The sequence below is a fragment of the Rhodocista pekingensis genome, from assembly GCF_042665545.1.
In the GTDB taxonomy this organism is placed as follows: domain Bacteria; phylum Pseudomonadota; class Alphaproteobacteria; order Azospirillales; family Azospirillaceae; genus Rhodocista; species Rhodocista pekingensis.
Genome location: NZ_JBHTCM010000028.1, coordinates 236,364 through 253,137 on the forward strand (window position 1 = coordinate 236,364; position 16,774 = coordinate 253,137).

Here is a 16,774-nt window from a genome sequence, read left to right on the forward strand (position 1 = left end):
GCCCCTCACCCGGCCGCAGGGACGGGTAGCGGTGCCGCCACGGGGCGGTGTCCGGCGGCGCCGCCCGCCTTCGCCGCCAGCCTGAAGAGAACGGCGACATAGGCCGCCAGAAGCCCGGCATAGAGGGTCAGGTACATCGCCAGGGTGGTTGCGATGGAGGCCGCCGGGACGGCACCGGCCGCGTCCCGCGTCAGCAGCAGGCCCGAGACCAGCCAGGGCTGGCGTCCGATCTCCGTCACGTACCAGCCGGCCACCGTCGCCACCCAGCCGGAGAAGGTCATCCCGACCAGGGCCAGCACCAGCCGGGGTCCCGGCTCGCGCCCGCCGCGGAGCTGCCAGAGCGCGGCCCAGGAGACCAGCAGCATCAGCAGCCCGACTCCGACCATGATACGGAAACCGTAGAACACCGGTGCCACCGGCGGGTGCTGGCCGACGAAATCGTCCAGGCCCGGCACCACGCCGGCCGTGTCGTGCTTCAGGATCAGGCTCGCCCCGCCGGGCACGGCGACCTCGAAGCGGTTGGTCCGCGTCTCCTCGTCGGGCACGGCGAACAGCAGCAGCGGCACGTTCGGGCGCGTCTGCCAGTTCCCCTCCATGGCCGCAACCTTCGCCGGCTGGTGCTCCAGCGTGTTCAGCCCGTGCAGGTCACCGGCGACGATCTGGAGCGGGATCAGCACCGCCGCCACGGCCACGCCCGTGCGCAGCGCCGCCAGCACCCCGGGCGAACGGTCGCCCCGCCGCCAGCGCCAGGCGGACAGGCCGGCCACCAGGAAGGCCGCCGTCAGGCCGGAAGCCAGCAGCATGTGGACGAGCCGGTAGGGCATGGACGGGTTGAAGATGATCGCCAACCAGTCGGTGGCATGCGCCACGCCGTCCCGCATCTCGAAGCCGGCCGGCGTGTGCATCCAACTGTTCAGCACCAGGATCCAGAACGCCGAGAGGGTGGTGCCGACGGCCACCAGCAGAGTCGCCCCGGTATGGACCCAGTCGGGCACCCTGCGGAAACCGAACAGCATGATGGCGACGAAGGTCGCCTCCAGGAAGAAGGCGGTCAGCACTTCGTAGGCCAGGAGCGGACCGGCGATGTTGCCGACCGTCTCCATGAAGCCGGGCCAGTTGGTGCCGAACTGGAAGCTCATGGTGATGCCGGAAACGACGCCGAGCGCGAAGCTGAGGGCGAACACCTTCACCCAGAACCCGTAGGCCTCCATCCAGCGCGACTCGCCCGTGGCCCGGAAGCGCAGCTTGAAGAACAGCAGCAGCCAGCCGAGCGCGATGGTGATGGTGGGGAACAGGATGTGGAAGGTGATGTTGGCCGCGAACTGGACGCGGGCCAGGGTCAGCGCTTCCATGGCGCGCCTCCCCCGTTCCGGGGCCGGGCGGGCCGGTACTGCTGCGCGGGCGTCATCTTTCTTCCTCGTCCGCTCACGGGTTCTGCGATGTCGGGCAGGATGTGAGGGTGGGCGGCGGAAGCGGGAGTGCGTTGCGCTGTCGCACCATTCACCCACGGAGCCGTTCGGCGGGCGATCTATTCCCTACGGACAGGAGGGGCTTCCGGCGGATCAACCGGCAGCGTCGAGCGTGCTGCGGAACGGGGCCATCGCCCAAGGATTGCCGTAGGGATCGGGCTCAGGCGCACCGGCGACGGCGCGCAGCTTGGCGATCATCAGGCCCTGGCGGGCGATCTCCCGCCGCAGGCGGACGGGCAGGCTGTTGAACGACCCCTCCACTGCCGCCATCGTCTTCGCCTCCGGACGCGCGCGCAGGGCGAAGGCGATGCGCCGCGCATCGGCGGCGCGGTCACCGATCCCGTCCATCGCATCCGCCAGGATCTCCACGCTTTCCGCAAAGACCGGATCGGCCCAGTCGACAGCCATGCCCACGCCTCCCCTCCCTGGGAATATAACTGTATTTGTTCTAATTCTTACACATCTGCATGAATTTGTTAATCCTGAATCGCACACCCGTCATCCGTGTGGCCTTCCGCGATTGGATCTGTAACGGAAGCCCCCGATCCTGCCCCCTTTCGCCCGAGAGAGGTCCGGAGGAGAGACGATGGCAGTGCGACGTGCAGGACTGGCGGTCCTGGCCCTGGCGGCGGCGCTGGGGAGCGCCGTTCCAGGAACGGACGGGAGGGCGGCGGAGCCGGGCCGTGCGGGAACGGCGGGCAAGCCCGTCCTGGTCATCGCCCACCGCGGCGCCAGCGGCGAGCGGCCGGAACACACGCTGGCGGCCTATGAGCGGGCGATCGACCAGGGGGCAGACTTCATCGAACCCGATCTCGTCGCCACCCGCGACGGCGTGCTGGTCGCCCGGCACGAGAACGAGATCTCCGGCACCACCGACGTGGCCGACCGTCCCGAGTTCGCCGACCGCCGCACGACAAAGCGGATCGACGGGGCGGAGGTCAGCGGCTGGTTCACGGAGGACTTCACCCTGGCCGAGCTGAAGACCCTGCGGGCCCGGGAGCGGCTGCCACAGCTCCGCCCCGGCAACACCGCCTTCGATGGCCAGGAGACGGTGCCGACCCTGGACGAGGTGATCGCGCTGGTCCGGCGCAAGGAGGCGGAGACGGGGCGGCGCATCGGCCTTTATCCCGAGACCAAGCATCCCGGCCATTTCCGCGCCCTGGGGCTGGCGCTGGAGCCGCGGCTGGTGGAAGCGCTGCACGCCGCGGGCTACCGGGGTCGCACCGCCCCCGTCTTCATCCAGTCCTTCGAGGTCGGGAACCTGAAGGAGCTGCGGGGCATGACGGAGCTGCCCCTGGTGCAGCTCGTCGCCGCCGACGGCGCGCCGGCCGATCTGGCCGCGGCCGGCGACGGCAGGACCTATGCCGACCTGCTGACGGAGACGGGGCTGGCGGAGATCGCCCGCTATGCCGACGGCATCGGGGCCGAGAAGGTGCTGGTGATCCCGCGCGATGCCGAGGCGCGGTCGCTGCCGGCCACGGACCTGGTGCGGCGGGCGCACGCGGCCGGGTTGGCCGTGCATGTCTGGACCCTGCGGTCCGAGAACTACTTCCTGCCGGCGGAGCTGCGCCGGGGCGACAGGTCCGACCCGCGCTTCCCGGCGCTGAAGGGCGATGCCGGGGCGGAGGCCGCGGCCTTCGCGGCGGCGGGGGTGGACGGGGTGTTCGCCGACTTCCCCGCCGATGCGCTGGCGGCCCTGCGCCCGGCGGGGAAGTGAGGCTGACGGGAGCAACGTTCCCGCCGGCTCAGGCCAGCGGGAACGGCTTCTCCCCCTCGATGGCGGGTTCGTCCAGCGCCGCCGGCGCGCCCTCGCCCCAGGGGGCGATGTCGAAGCGGGCGGTGCGCAGCACCGGCGCCCCGTCCGGCCCGTAGGACCGGCGGGCCGACGCCACGGTCACCAGTTCCACGCGGGTGCCCCTGGCGTCCACGGTGACGAGGCCGAAGCCGTTGGAGTTGCTGTCCACATAGCGCAGGTGCGGGTTCTGCGCCGGGTTGCGGGCGGCCAGCCCCTGCGCGAGATCGCCCGTCTTCACGGCCGTCACGGAGGCCGTCGTGCCGTAGCGCAGGGTCATGTTCAGCATCTCCGCCACCGTGCCGGGACGGCCGAAGACGGCGCCGTCCGCCACGATCAGCGGCTTCAGCGGGTTCTCGTCCTTCGACACGGCGGCGGCGAAGGCCTGGAACACGGGGGTGCTGGCGACGCCGGTGATGCTGAACTCCATCGACACCGGCACGGGCTCCGCCGCCTCGTAGTCGTCATAGATCAGGCCGGCGAAGCTCTGGTGGTGGTCGCCGCTGAGGCTGACCACGTTGCCGACGCCGCGGCTGCGCAGGAAGCCCATCAGCTCCCGCCGCTCGGCCAGGTAGCCGTCCCAGGCGTCGGCCGTCAGCACCAGGGTCTGGGCCTTCGGGTCGATCCGGGCCATGTCCACGCGCATCGGCAGGAAAGGCACGGAGGTCGCCAAGAGCTTCCAGGTCGCGTCGCTGCGGACCAGGGTCTCCTTCAGCCACGCCTTCTGCGGCCCGCCCAGCAGGGTGCCGGCCGGGCTGTCCTTGCGCGGGTTCGGCACCTGCCTGTCGCCCAGCGTCAGCACGGCCGGCGGGTTGCCCCCGTTGGCCGTGCGGCCGGCATCCATCAGCGCCACCAGCGGCAGCGGCAGCATGTAGGTGGCCTGACCGCTGATGGCGATGCCCAGCTCGTCCGGCACGGCATGGTCGGAGCGGTAGCTGCGCGTATCGGTCAGCACCAGTTCCACATGCCGGCCGAAGCGCAGGCTGCGGTAGATGGTCAGGCTGCCGATGGCGGCGAGGTTGTTCGGCTCCTGCAACAGGTTGTCGTCATCGACGGGCGCGTGGGTGGCGTCCACGTCGGTGACGCTGACCGGCTGGAAGTCCTTGGCGGCCGGCGCCACGCCCGGCACGCCGACGGTGCCGGTGAGCAGGGCCGGGATGTACTCGAACCACGCCTGGTTGGCGGCGGTCTTCGTCGTCGGCGCGGACTTGCCGGCCGGCGTGTAGGTGATGACCGACTGCCAGTAGTCGTTGACGAACTCGTGGTCGTCCCAGATCGAGATGAAGGGGAAGCGGGCCCGTGCCTCCCGGTAGTCCGGATCGGAAAGGTAGACCCGGTAGAGGTAGCGGAAATCCTCCAGCGTCAGGGCATTGCGCGCCTTGCCCCACTTCGTCTCGCCGCCGCCGCTGGGCAGCGGCGGGATGGTGCGGGCGCCGCTGTCGCCCACCGTCTCGTAGATCTGGTCGCCCAGATGCAGCACGAAGTCGATGCCGTTCTCTCCGGCCGCCGCGTCCTGCTTCAGGAGGGTGCGGTAGGCGCCGTAGAAGCCGTCCTCGAAATTCTGACAGGAGACGAAGGCCAGCCGCACCGTGCGGTCCGCATCGGGCGCGGGTGCCGTCCGGGTACGCCCGGTGAACTCCGGCACCGCCCCGTCGGGGGCCACGAAGCGGTAATGATAGACGCGGTCCGGCCGCAGCCCGTCCACCAGGACGCGGACCGTGTGGTCGTGCTCCGGCCGCGCCGCGACCGTGCGCTCGACCACCACCGTGGCGAAGTCCGGCGTCTCCGAGACATGCAGGGTGAGATCCACCGGCCGCGCCGCGGCGGCGGGGTCCTTCGCCTCGACGCGGGTCCACAGCACCACCCGGTCCGGCATCGGGTCGCCCGAGGCGAGCCCCTGGGGGAAGTGGAAGCTCTCCCCCGCCGCGGCCAGCGCCGTGCGCAGGCCGGGCACGAGACCCGTCCCGGCCGTCACGGCGGTCATGGCGCCGGCGGCGAGCATGAGGTCGAGGAAGGACCGCCGGCTGAGGCCGCCGGTCCGGGTCTGGCTGGTCATGGTGCGGTTTCCCTTAGAACCGGGCGGAGACTTCGACGCCGTAGAAGCGCGGCGCGCCGGCGATGAAGGTCGGCACGCCGAAGGAGCCGCCGGTGTTGCCGGCGTCGATGATGTACTCGCGGTCGAAGGCGTTCTCGACGAAGGCCGTCAGGGTCCAGACACCGTCGGCCGACTGCACGCCGCCGCGCAGGTTCAGCAGGCCGTAGGCGCCCTGCTCGATGCCCGGCGTGTTGGCATCCTCGAAGAAGACCCGCGACTTGAAGGTGAAGGACGGGGTGAAGAAGACCTCCAGATTGTCGGCCACGGCATAGACCGCGTTGGCGCCGACGGAAGCCGCGTGCTTCGGCGTCAGGCGGAAGGTGTTGCCGCCCAGCTCCTGCTGCTGGCCGTTGGAGTCCTCGTCGTCGATCCGGGCGTTGATGTAGCCGTAGGTGGCGAACAGGGTGAGCCACTCCGTCGCCTGGGCGTTGAGCGCGACCTCGAAGCCGTAGGAGCGCGCCTCGCCGGCATCGTCCACCCGCACCTGGGCCGAGTTGGGGATCCGGACCGCGGTCTGGAAGTTGGAGTAGTCGTACCAGAAGGCGGACGCCTCGGCCGTCAGCCGGTCGTCCAGCAGGCTCAGCTTGCTGCCGGCCTCATAGCTCCAGACGATCTCGTTCTTCAGCACCTCACGGTTGGTCGCATCGACCTGGACGACGGCGGGACGGCGGCCACGGGAGACGCTGGCGTAGAACAGGCTGTCGGGGGTCGGCTGGTAGCTGGCGACCAGACGGCCGACGACGCTGTCGAAATCCTCGGACAGTTCGCGCCGGGGCACGTTCGGGAACAGGGCCGGCAGCAGGATGGCGGTCGGGCTGACCGACTGCACGAAGGCCGATTCCTGTTCCTCATGGGTGAAGCGGACGCCACCGGTCAGCGAGAATTCCTCGGTGACGTGATAGGTCGCGTCGGCGAAGGCCTCATAGGCCTTGTTGGTGCCGAAGTTGGTGAACTCACCCGTCGCCAGCGCCGGCAGCGGGAAGGGCAGCGGGTTGCCGGCCGAGCGCGGCAGCCCGAGCAGCGCCACCAGCGGGTTCAGCGTGCCGGCCGGGGTGATGATCGGGCCGAGGTTCGGGAACGGCAGCGCACCACCCGGATTGAAGATGGCGAGCTGGCGCTCGTCGGTGCGCAGCGGCACGCGCTGGAATCCGTCCTCGTAGAAGTAGCTGACGCCGGCGAAGCCTTCGAGCTTGTCGCCGATCTCATAGTTCAGCCGGAACTCCTGCGACCACTGCTTGCCCTGGGCGTCCTCGGCGAACTCCAGCAGGTAGGCCTGGGTGCCGTCGGCGTCGAACTCCTCCAGCGCGTTGAACTCGCGGTAGCCGGTGATGCTGGTCAGCATCAGGCTGTCGTTCAGCTCGTATTCCGCCGTCAGGGTCGCGTTGAACAGGCTGCGGTCGGTGCCCAGCTCGTCGCCGCGGTTGAGCTGCGCCGCCGTGAACGGGCTGGTGCTGCCGCCGGCCGGGGCGAAGCGCTTGTTCTTGAAGGAGGTGCCCGTGTAGTCGTCCTCCTGGTAGTTGACGACGCCAGTGACGGTCAGCGCGTCGTTCGGCACCACGAGGAAGGAGCCGCGGGCGGCCTGCACGCCCACGCCCATCAGCGCCTTGCTGCCGGCCAGGTTGTCGATGTAGCCGTCACGGTCGCGGGTGGTGCCGGCCAGACGCACGGCCACGCGGTCGTTGACCGGCAGGTTCACCGCCGCCTCCAGCCGGCGCTGGCCGTAGTTGCCGACGCTGCCCTCGGCCTTCACCTCCACCTCGTCCAGGGTGGGCTTGGCGGTGATGATGCTGACGGCACCGATCTGCGCGCCGCGGCCGAACAGGGTGCCCTGCGGGCCCTTCAGCACCTCCACCCGCTCCAGGTCGAACATCTCCACCACGGCGCCGCGGGCGCGGCTGGCCGGCACGCCGTCCACGAACACGGAGACGCGCGCCTCCTGCTGCGAGGAGCCGCTGTCGGAGGTGATGCCGCGGATCACGAAACCGGGATTGTTCGGGCTCTGCAACTGGATCTGCAAGCCGGGCACGTAGTCGGACAGCTTGTCGAGCTGGTCGATGCCGAGACGGTCGAGGAACTCACCCGAATAGGCGGTCAGCGCGATCGGCACGTCCTGCGCGCTCTGGGCGCGCTTCTGGGCGGTGACGATGATCTCCTCGATCTCCTGCGCACCGGCCGCGGCGGGAACCGCGGCGGCGACAAGGGCGGCACCCAGGAAGGGAAGGACACGGGAAACGACCGGTCGCGACATGGTTAAGGCCCCAGCGTGGAAGTGGTGAAGACGACTGTTCGTCGGGTTGCCGGACCCTTCCCGAATTCAGTGTCAGGACGCTGACACTCCAATGAACCTTTTGCGTTGCGGCGAAAGGGGGGCTTGCACTGCGTTTCCGGCGCCACAGGCCGGAAGGCGGCCGGATACGGTGAGGCAGCCGCTCTGCGGAAGGCCGCCGCCACTGTGCGGACCGGGCGTCACCACGCCGCGGACAGCGGCGGCGACCGTCACCGAACCTTCACGCGGGCTACATGCGGCGGACATGGCCGCCCTCTAGACCGGGCCGCATCCGACCCGGCGGGTCTTCTCCCCGGACCCGGTGTTCCTCGATCCGCCCCCGTCGGCCGCCGCGGACGGCCCTCCCAGACAGGCTTACGACCATGACGTCCTGGCACCGCCCGCGGCTGACGGCCGCCCTGCTGCTGTCCGCCCTGTCCCTTCCCGCCCCCGCCCTGGCCCAGGAAGCCCCCGCGCTACAGGGCGGTACGGCCGGTACGGCAGCCGACAAGGCGGCTGTCCGCCAGGACATCGAGGAGATCATCATCACGGGGACGATCGCCTTCCGGAACCGCACCACCGACCCGAACCCGGTGCTGTCCTACGACCTGGAGTATTTCCAGCGTTTCGAGCCGGTCTCGGTGGGTGAGATGCTGAAGCGGGTGCCGGGCGTCACCTTCACCTCGGACGTGCTGGAGTACGACGCCGTGCAGATGCGCGGCCTGCCGGCGGGATACACCCAGGTTCTCATCAACGGCCGCGCCGCACCGGGCGGCGAAGCCGACCGCAGCTTCTTCGTGGACCGCATCCCGGCCGAACTGGTGGAGCGGGTGGAGATCGTCCGCGCCCCGCGCGCCGACCAGCCCAGCGAGGGCGTGGCCGGCACGCTGAACGTCATCACGAAGGACAGCGCCAGATTCGCGGGCGGTTTCGCCAAGGTGGGCGCGCTGATCAACGATGACGGCAAGCTGCGGCCGTCGGCCGCCGTGGCCTATGCCGATACCCTGCGCAGCGGCGACACCTCCTACTGGGTGGCGCTGAACTATCAGGGGCGGCGCAACCCGAAGGAAAAGGTCACGGACTTCTACGACGGCGATTTCGAGGAATTCACCGGCCGCGAGTTGCAGTCCGACACCCGCGACGGCGTCGATATCTCCGCCAACGGCGAGCTGACGACGGTGCTCGGCGGTGGCTCGCTGCGGCTGTTCGGTCTGGTCGTGGACACCGACCGCGACGAGGACGAAACCTCCCTGACCTACGAGGGCGACAGCCCGGCGGCGCTGGAGCTGGACGAGGTGGAGATCCAGCGCGAGCGCATCGGCCAGCGCAGCTATGCCCTGGGAGCCGAGGCCACCCTGCCGCTGGGCACGGGCGAGCTGGGGCTGGCCACCGGCTGGTCGGGCTACCGTGAGGACACGACGGCCGAGACCGATGAGGGCGACACCGTCGCGGAGGCCGGGCTGGTCGAGCGGGAGAGCCTGGATACAGACGATGACGAGGTCACCGGCACCGTCAGCTACCGTTTCGGCCCGGAAGGCTTCCGCACCAAGCTGGGCGTCGACCTGCTGCACAAGAAGCGGGACAATGCCGAACGCACCTTCGAGATCGACGGCGGCGACGTCGAGGAGAAGACCCCGCCGGGGGCCATCTACACGATCGAGGAGACGCGCATCGACCCCTATGCCCGCCTGTCGCTGGACCTGACAGACCGCGTCATGCTGGACCTGGGCGCCCGCTACGAGATGACCGACCGTGACGTGGACAGCGACGGCGAGGACGGCTCGCACGAGTCGAAGAACCTGAACCCGTCGGCGCACCTGCGCTACAACCCGACGGCGTCCGACCACTTCCTGCTGTCGCTCGCCCGCACCGTCCGCCGGCCCGACTACGACCTGCTGGCACCCTACCGCCAGGAGGAGGAACCGGCGGACGATGACGAGCTGATCGGCAACCCGTCGCTGGCGAACGAGATGGCCTGGGGCATCGACGTCGGCTATGAGCGCCAGATCGGCCGACGCGGCATCTTCGGCGTCAACGTTTTCTACCGCGACGTCACCGACGTCATCGAGCTGGTCAATACCGGCGAGGCGGCGGAGGCCGGCGGCAGCGTCTACCAGGCGCGCAACATCGGCGACGGCGAGACCTGGGGCGTCGAGGCGGACCTGTCGCTGCCGCTGGACTTCGCGGGCCTGCCGGACACGGGCGTGTTCGCCAACTACACCTGGCTGGACAGCAGCGTCACCGACCCCTTCACGGGCGAGGACCGCCGCTTCAACAACCAGCCCCGCCATGTCTACAATGTGGGCTTCATCCAGACCCTGCCGTCCTGGGACGTGAGCTTCGGCGCCTCCCTCTCCGGCCGCAGCGGCGCCGAGGAGTCCTCCCTGGACGAGACGATCGACCTGCGCTACGGCCAGGAACTGGAGGCCTTCATCGAAAAGCGGTTCGCGGAGCGCTTCGTGCTCCGCCTGACCGGCACCAACCTGCTGAACCGCAAGAAGAAGGAGGATTTCCGCTTCTTCGACGGCAACTCCGTCGCGGAGATGCTGGAAGCCCGCCGCACCGGCGACGTGGACGAGGCCGAGAAGGAGCGGGAGGAATCCGGTGCGCTGTTCCAGGTCACCCTGCGCGCCGCCTTCTGAGATCTCCCGCACGAGAGGACCGGAAACGACGATGCCCCGCCTGCCCTTTCCCGCCGCCCCCGTCCTGGCCCTGCTGCTTCTGGCCGGGGTCGCCTGCGCCGCGCCCACGGCACCGGTCAGCACCGTGCAACCGGCCCTGGAGACCGCGCCCGGGTTGCCGGACACCCCCGACGAGGCGGACGCCGACGATCCCGCCGTCTGGCTGCACCCGACCGATCCCGCCCGCAGCCTGATCATCACGGCGGTGAAGGATGCCGGGCTGCGGGTCTACGACCTGCAAGGCCGGCTGGTGCAGCGGGTCGAGGCCGCCAGGGCGGGCGCCGACGGGCTGCCGGGCCGCTACAACAATGTGGATGTCGCCTACGGTCTGGCCCTGCCGGGTGGCGGCAGCATGGACGTGGCCGTGGCCAGCGACCGCGGCCGCGACCGGATCATGGTCTGGCGCATCGATCCGGACTCGCCCGCGACGCCGCTGGCCGACATCACCGATCCGGACCAGCCGCGGGTGTTCCCGACCCGCCGCGCCCCCGACGGCAGCGGCGAGATCGCCAATCCCGCCACCGACCAGCGCAGCGCCTACGGCCTGACCACCTGGAAGGGGCCGGACGGGCACCGGGTCATCGTCGCCCAGCGCAAGGAGGCCCGGCTGGTCGAGCACAGGCTGGTCGTCAATCCCGACGGCACGGTGGGCCATGTCCGTCTGCGCCACTGGGATTTCCCCTACAGCCATCGCGGCCAGTCCCTGACCGCCGAGGACGACCACGACCCCGCCCGGGACTGGCAGCCGCAGTTCGAGGGGCTGGTCGTGGATCAGGAGCGCGGCATCCTGTTCGCCGGGCAGGAGGATGTCGGGCTCTGGCGCGTGGACCTGAAGACGGGCGCGGCCGACGCGGCCCCGTTCCATGAGACCCGCGGGTCGATCCGCTCCCCGTTCGACAACCGGGCCAGCCGGGTGGCGCGCGACGTGGAGGGGCTGGCGCTCTACTACGGGCCGGAGGGAACCGGCTATCTGGTCGCCTCCAGCCAGGGCGATGCCCATGGCGACGGGACGGCCCCGGACCCGGAGGGCCTGGACGACACCTTCGCCGTGTTCGAGCGCGGCGGGGACAACCGCTATCTCGGGTCCTTCCGCATCGTCGCCGGGAACGGGGTGGACGGCGTGCAGGAGTGTGACGGGGCGGAGATCGTCAGCTATGCCCTGCCGGGCTTCCCCGATGGCCTGATGGTCGTGCAGGACGGCTACAACGACGACCTGAACGGCCTGTCCGGCGAGCCGGAGGCGACGAATTTCAAGTATGTGGACTGGAAGGCCATCGCGGGCAGCTTCGACCCGGCCCTGATGGTGACGCCGCAGGCCTGGAGCCCGCGCAGCACCCGCTGACACCGGCCGGGGCGGCCGCAGGACCGAGGGTTCCCTCCCCGCTGCACCATACCGACCTGTAAGGCCCGGTCTCCGCAAGGAGGCCGGGCCTTACGCTTTCCAGGACCGGCGCCGCACCCGTTCCGGGCCGATCACAGCCGCCATCCGATCAGGCACCCTCTTTCGGTCAGGTTGAAGACCTGACCGCGACCGGTATTTCCAGTCAGGGCCCCCCGATTAAAAGATCCTGAAGCACCTGCCCCGTCCAGGGCGGGCACCGGGAGGTTTCATAGCCGAACTTATCCAGTTTTTTAACCATATACCTATACCAAATAGAAACATCTTCTGGTCGGGGCACACCCATACTGGATATCACCCGGTTTCCGTCGGGCCGTCAGCGCCGTAATCAAGGGATCAGCATGGACAAGTATCTTTCTCGGGTCACCGTCGGCCAGCGGCTCGTTCTTCTGATCGCCGTCCTGGTTCTCGCCCTGGCGGGAACGACGACGGCCGATCTGTTCTCTTCGCGTCGGCAGGCATTCGACAGCCGCCAGGATCTGGTCCGCTCCATGGCGGAATCCGCCCGCAGCATCGTCGCCAGCTTCCATGCCGCCGCCCGGCGGGGCGAGGTCACGGAGACGGAGGCGAAGGCTGCCGCCCTGGCGGCGCTGGGCGCCATGCGCTACGGCGACGGCGACTACATCTGGGTCAACGACCGCCAGCCGCGCATGGTCATGCACCCGATCAAGCCGGAGATGAACGGCACCGATCTGGCCGGCACGAAGGACGCCGAAGGCAAGCTGCTGTTCATGAACATGCTGGCCGCGACCGAAGGGGGAAAATCCGGCTTCGTGGACTATCTGTGGCCGAAGCCGGGCCAGAGCGAACCCGCCGAGAAGATCTCCTTCGTCACCTCCTTCGAACCCTGGGGCTGGGTGGTCGGCACCGGCCTCTATGTGGATGACGTGCAGGCCCGGTTCCTGGCCGAAGCCAAGGCGGTCGCCCTGCTGACCGCCCTGATCCTGCTGGTGGCCGGGGCCGCCGGTTATGTGCTGATCCGCTCCATCCGGCAGCCGCTGGAGCGCACGACCACGGCCGTGCGCCGGCTGGCGGACGGCGACCTGGACGTGCAGATCGTGGATGCCGACCGCAAGGACGAGATGGGCGAGATCGCCCGGGCGCTGGAGGTCTTCCGCCGCAATGCCCGCGAGGCGCGGCGGCTGGAGAACGCGGCGGCGACCGAGCGCGCCATCCGCGAACGCCGCCGCGCCGCGCTGGAGCAGCATACGGCCGACCTGAACGCCGCCGTCTCCGGCGTGCTTCAGGGGCTGTCCGGGGCGGCCACCGACATGCAGGGCACCGCCCGCAGCATGTCCGACACGGCCGGCCGGACCCGCGACCAGGCCAGCGACGTGACCACCAATGCCGCCCAGAGCGCCGAGAACCTGACCACCGTTGCCGCCGCGACGGAGGAGATGCTGTCGTCGATCCAGGAGATCGGCCGGCAGGTCGAGGAGGCCCGCCGCGTGGCGAACGAGGCGGTGGACGAGACCGAGCGCACCGACACCATCATGCGCGGGCTGGTGGATGCCGCGGCCCAGATCGGCGACGTGCTGAAGCTGATCACGGAGATCGCCGCCCGCACCAACCTGCTGGCGCTGAACGCCACGATCGAGGCGGCGCGGGCGGGGGAGGCCGGCAAGGGCTTCGCCGTCGTGGCCGGCGAGGTCAAGACCCTGGCCAACCAGACCGCCAGGGCGACGGAGGAGATCAGCGCCAAGATCCAGGCCGTGCAGGCCGCGACGGGACAGGCATCCGGCTCCCTGACCCAGATCTCGGGGATCATCGGGCGCATGGACCAGATTTCCTCCTCCATCGCGGCGGCCATCGACGAGCAGTCGGCGACGACCCAGGAGATCGTGCGCAACGTCCAGAACGCCAGCGGATCGACCGCCCAGGTCACCGCCCTGATCGGCGACGTGTCGCGCGCCGCACGGGACACCGGCACGGCTTCCGATCAGGTGCTGGCGGCGACCGGCGACCTGGCGCGGCAGGCCGAGAGCCTGCGCCACGAGGTCGAGAGCTTCATGCAGCAGATGGAAGGGGCCGGCGACCAGCGCAACTACGAGCGGGTCCCCTGCGCCCTGGAGATCAGCATCTCCTGCGGCGAGCGGACGGTACCCACGAAGACGCTGTATCTGTCCATCGGCGGGCTGGCGACGCCCGACGTGCTGCCCGGAGCGCAGCCTGGGCTGGGGGTCACCATCGGCTTCGGCCAGCGGCAGGTCGCAGCGCGCATCGCGCGGGTCGAGTCCGGTACGATCGCCTATACCTTCTCGCTGGCGGGCGACGCGGCCGGGCAGGCCTTCATCGACGCCCTGGTCGAGCGCCAGCGCGACAACCGCACGGCGGCCTGACCCGGCTGCGGGTGTCCGGACGGGGTGGACCGCCCACCCCGTCCGGGCCCGGCTTACTTGTAGTAGCCGACGGCGCAGACCTGATCGTCGACCTTGGTGACGTAGGTGACCTTCTGCACCGGCTCCGTCTCACCGGGGCGCGGCCACATGTAGCTGACCTCAGAGATCTTGCCCTCGGCCGCCGTGCCGTAGATCTCTTCCCCCAGCGCCTTGCCGGTCTTGTCCTTCAGGTCGCGCAGGCTCTTGCCCGTCAGGGACGGGTGTGCGGTGAACAGGCCGTCCGGCCCGCCGCAGAAGGGGTAGAGGTCGCGGTCCTTGAATCCGCCCTCGCCCTGGGCGAACTGGCGGAGCGCCTTGTCCTTGTCCTGCTGGATCGCCGTAACGGCACGCTCCAGCATCGCCTTCGCCTCCTCCGCGGTGCCGAAGTCGGCGGCGCGGGCGCCGACAGCCGCGAACAGCAGGGTGATGACCAGTCCGATACGCATGGGCACTTTCATCGGGACCTCCCGGTGGCCGTTGTTCTGAAGGTTCGACGCCTGATGGCGACAGACTCTTATGGACAGCTCTTACGGACAGGCTCTGGTGGACTGCGCCGTGACCCGCCTGCGGCTGGACGGCGCCCCACGGTCAGGAACCGGCGGCCCGGTCCGCCCGCTCCCGGACGGCCCGGCATGCAACCGGGGCGCGTGAACGGGAGTTCCATGGGCAGGCGCCGGGGCAGGTTCCTGGCCTGGGAATCGACCCATGCGGGCACGGTTGCTGTCAACAGGAAACCCACTCGCCGGGCGGGGAATCCGGACGCAGGACGGATTCCCGGGCGACCTCCCTGGAGCGACCGGCCCGCCACGTCTTCCGGTCAGCTCCCGGAGAAATTGCCGGAATCTTAATGTTCATGACGCGACAGTGAAGTACCCATAATGGATGCGACCACGACCGCTTTCCCCATACCCGCGTAACGCAGCCTTCCCGCCTGCCGCACCGATGATGCGCTCCGCCCTCGCCGGTTTCTCTGCCACGATCCCCGATCCAGGACCTTGCCCATGACGCTGACCCAGAAAATTCTCGCCCCGGTCGCCATCCTGTCGCTCGTCGCCGCCATCATCGCCGGATCGGCGTTCCTGAGCCTGGACCGGATCGGCGGGGCGGTGACGCAGATGAAGGCGCAGAGCAATCTGGTGATCGCCGCCTCGGAACTGCGCAGCACCAGCCGCGCCCTGCAACGCGACGCGCTCAACCTCGTGTTCGAACCGGCGGAGAACCGGCAGGCCATCGCCGAGCGATTCAACAGGCGTCTCGCCTCCATGTCGGAGCAGACCGCGGCCATCGAGACGCGCTTGACCGCGGCGGAGGCGCGTTTCGCCCCCTTGCAGCGCGACGTGGTCGCCGCCCTGATCCAGGTCCGGGACGCGGCCCTGTCAGGCGATACCGCCGGCGCGCATGATCTGTTCAAGACGAAGGTCCGGTCGGCGGAGCGGGCCGCGTCCGAACTGACTGACCCGATGATCGAGGACGGCATCAAGCGGGTCGCCGAACTGGAGACCTCGCTGGCCGAGACCAGCGCCATGGAAACCTGGATCATGGGCACGGTCGCCCTGGTGGGCATCCTGGCCGGTCTCGCTGTCTCGCTGCTGGTGGCCCAGCGTGGCGTCATCCGGCCCGTGGACCGGGTGACCGAGGCGATGACGAAGCTCCAGGCCAAGGACTACGACTTCGAGCTGCCCGACCATGGCCGCAGCGATGCCATCGGCGGCATGGCCCGGGCCGTCATGGTGTTCCGCGACGCGATGCGCCGGGCCGACGAGCTGGAAGCCGAACAGCGCCGCGAGCAGGAGCGGCGGAACCGGCAGTCCGCGCGCCTCACCGCCCAGGTCAAGGACTTCGTGGACGGCATGAACGCCATCACCGACGAACTGGCGCGGGAATCGGGAATGCTGAAGGCCGACGCGGATTCCCTGGCCGCCGCCGCCGGCCGCACGGCGCAGATGACGGAGGAGGCGACGACGGCGACCGAACGCACGGCCAGCAACGTGCAGACGGTGGCCGCGGCGACGGAGGAGCTGTCCGCCTCCATCCATGAGATCAGCGCCCGCGCCGGGGAGACGGCCGCCCGTTCCACCGAGGGCGCCAATCAGGCGAAGGAGACGGCCGAGCGCGTGGCCCGGCTGCGCGACACGGTGGCCGAGATCGGTCAGGTTGTGGACATCATCAACGGGATCGCGGCCCAGACCAACCTGCTGGCGCTGAACGCCACCATCGAGGCCGCCCGCGCCGGGGAAGCCGGCAAGGGCTTCGCCGTCGTGGCGCACGAGGTCAAGTCGCTGGCCACCCAGACCGCCAAGGCGACGGAGGAAATCCGTGCCCAGGTGGAGGGGGTGCAGGGCGCCACGGTGGACGCCGCCGCCGCCATCGAGCGGATCGTCGGCCTGATCGGCGACATCAGCGCCATGACCGGCGCCATCGCCGCCGCCGTCGAGGAACAGTCGGCCGTGACCAACGAGATCACCCGCAGCATCCAGGGGGCCGCCAGCGGCACGGAGACGATCCGGATGGAGGTCCACCAGCTCCACGCCACGGCCAGCGACACGGGCAGCGTCGCCGGCCGGGTGAACGGGGCCGCGTCCGATCTGGCCGGGCGCTCCGACGCGGTACGCAGCCGGGTCCGTGCCTTCGTCACGGAGCTGTCGACGGACACCGGCGACCGGGCGGCGGGGTAACGGAACCGCCCGGCGGGTC

Annotated in this window: 10 protein-coding genes; 5 read left to right on the top strand and 5 right to left on the bottom strand. The window is 69.9% G+C overall.

What is annotated here, in order from left to right; translation table 11 throughout:
• Positions 1-5: 5 nt before the first annotated feature.
• Both ACFQPS_RS19565 and ACFQPS_RS19570 read right to left on the bottom strand, forming a co-directional pair.
• A complete protein-coding gene (locus ACFQPS_RS19565) occupies positions 6-1,352 on the bottom strand; it encodes a cytochrome ubiquinol oxidase subunit I (RefSeq protein ID WP_377360964.1) in 1,347 nt (448 codons plus the stop codon).
• 210 nt (positions 1,353-1,562) lie between these two features.
• Positions 1,563-1,877 (bottom strand): hypothetical protein, encoded by a 315-nt coding sequence (locus tag ACFQPS_RS19570; protein ID WP_377360965.1) that lies wholly within the window; start codon positions 1,875-1,877, stop codon positions 1,563-1,565.
• A gap of 178 nt (positions 1,878-2,055) precedes the next feature.
• Between ACFQPS_RS19570 and ACFQPS_RS19575 the strand changes: the two genes are divergently transcribed.
• Positions 2,056-3,186, top strand: coding sequence for a glycerophosphodiester phosphodiesterase (locus tag ACFQPS_RS19575; RefSeq protein ID WP_377360967.1), 1,131 nt, complete (start codon positions 2,056-2,058; stop codon positions 3,184-3,186).
• 28 nt (positions 3,187-3,214) lie between these two features.
• Here the strand turns inward: ACFQPS_RS19575 and ACFQPS_RS19580 are convergent, their stop codons facing one another.
• Both ACFQPS_RS19580 and ACFQPS_RS19585 read right to left on the bottom strand, forming a co-directional pair.
• A complete protein-coding gene (locus ACFQPS_RS19580; RefSeq protein ID WP_377360968.1) occupies positions 3,215-5,317 on the bottom strand; it encodes an alkaline phosphatase D family protein in 2,103 nt (700 codons plus the stop codon).
• A gap of 13 nt (positions 5,318-5,330) precedes the next feature.
• Positions 5,331-7,604: a TonB-dependent receptor gene (locus ACFQPS_RS19585; RefSeq protein WP_377360970.1), complete on the bottom strand. Its 2,274-nt coding sequence runs from the start codon at positions 7,602-7,604 to the stop codon at positions 5,331-5,333.
• Positions 7,605-8,005: 401 nt separating this feature from the next.
• Between ACFQPS_RS19585 and ACFQPS_RS19590 the strand changes: the two genes are divergently transcribed.
• From ACFQPS_RS19590 to ACFQPS_RS19600, 3 genes are all read left to right on the top strand, one after another.
• The gene (locus tag ACFQPS_RS19590; RefSeq protein WP_377360972.1) at positions 8,006-10,264 is read left to right on the top strand and encodes a TonB-dependent receptor plug domain-containing protein; all 2,259 of its coding nucleotides are present in this window, start codon (positions 8,006-8,008) and stop codon (positions 10,262-10,264) included.
• A 31-nt stretch (positions 10,265-10,295) separates the two neighbouring features.
• Positions 10,296-11,645, top strand: a complete 1,350-nt coding sequence (locus ACFQPS_RS19595; RefSeq protein ID WP_377360973.1) for a phytase — start codon at positions 10,296-10,298, stop codon at positions 11,643-11,645.
• A gap of 398 nt (positions 11,646-12,043) precedes the next feature.
• Positions 12,044-14,041: a cache domain-containing protein gene (locus ACFQPS_RS19600; RefSeq protein ID WP_377360975.1), complete on the top strand. Its 1,998-nt coding sequence runs from the start codon at positions 12,044-12,046 to the stop codon at positions 14,039-14,041.
• Positions 14,042-14,094: 53 nt separating this feature from the next.
• Here ACFQPS_RS19600 and ACFQPS_RS19605 read toward each other — a convergent pair whose 3' ends face one another.
• Positions 14,095-14,526 (bottom strand): cache domain-containing protein, encoded by a 432-nt coding sequence (locus ACFQPS_RS19605; protein ID WP_377360976.1) that lies wholly within the window; start codon positions 14,524-14,526, stop codon positions 14,095-14,097.
• A gap of 555 nt (positions 14,527-15,081) precedes the next feature.
• On the opposite strand from ACFQPS_RS19605, the gene ACFQPS_RS19610 reads away from it, so the two are divergent.
• Positions 15,082-16,755 (top strand): methyl-accepting chemotaxis protein, encoded by a 1,674-nt coding sequence (locus ACFQPS_RS19610; RefSeq protein ID WP_377360977.1) that lies wholly within the window; start codon positions 15,082-15,084, stop codon positions 16,753-16,755.
• Positions 16,756-16,774: the final 19 nt, after the last annotated feature.

Excerpts from the sequence above, each read along its gene's own strand:
- ACFQPS_RS19610 (WP_377360977.1), top strand. The coding sequence starts at position 15,082 with ATGACGCTGACCCAGAAAATTCTCGCCCCGGTCGCCATCCTGTCGCTC.
- ACFQPS_RS19575 (WP_377360967.1), top strand. The coding sequence starts at position 2,056 with ATGGCAGTGCGACGTGCAGGACTGGCGGTCCTGGCCCTGGCGGCGGCG.
- ACFQPS_RS19590 (WP_377360972.1), top strand. The coding sequence starts at position 8,006 with ATGACGTCCTGGCACCGCCCGCGGCTGACGGCCGCCCTGCTGCTGTCC.
- ACFQPS_RS19585 (WP_377360970.1), bottom strand. The coding sequence starts at position 7,604 with ATGTCGCGACCGGTCGTTTCCCGTGTCCTTCCCTTCCTGGGTGCCGCC.
- ACFQPS_RS19600 (WP_377360975.1), top strand. The coding sequence starts at position 12,044 with ATGGACAAGTATCTTTCTCGGGTCACCGTCGGCCAGCGGCTCGTTCTT.
- ACFQPS_RS19595 (WP_377360973.1), top strand. The coding sequence starts at position 10,296 with ATGCCCCGCCTGCCCTTTCCCGCCGCCCCCGTCCTGGCCCTGCTGCTT.
- ACFQPS_RS19580 (WP_377360968.1), bottom strand. The coding sequence starts at position 5,317 with ATGACCAGCCAGACCCGGACCGGCGGCCTCAGCCGGCGGTCCTTCCTC.
- ACFQPS_RS19570 (WP_377360965.1), bottom strand. The coding sequence starts at position 1,877 with ATGGCTGTCGACTGGGCCGATCCGGTCTTTGCGGAAAGCGTGGAGATC.
- ACFQPS_RS19605 (WP_377360976.1), bottom strand. The coding sequence starts at position 14,526 with ATGCGTATCGGACTGGTCATCACCCTGCTGTTCGCGGCTGTCGGCGCC.
- ACFQPS_RS19565 (WP_377360964.1), bottom strand. The coding sequence starts at position 1,352 with ATGGAAGCGCTGACCCTGGCCCGCGTCCAGTTCGCGGCCAACATCACC.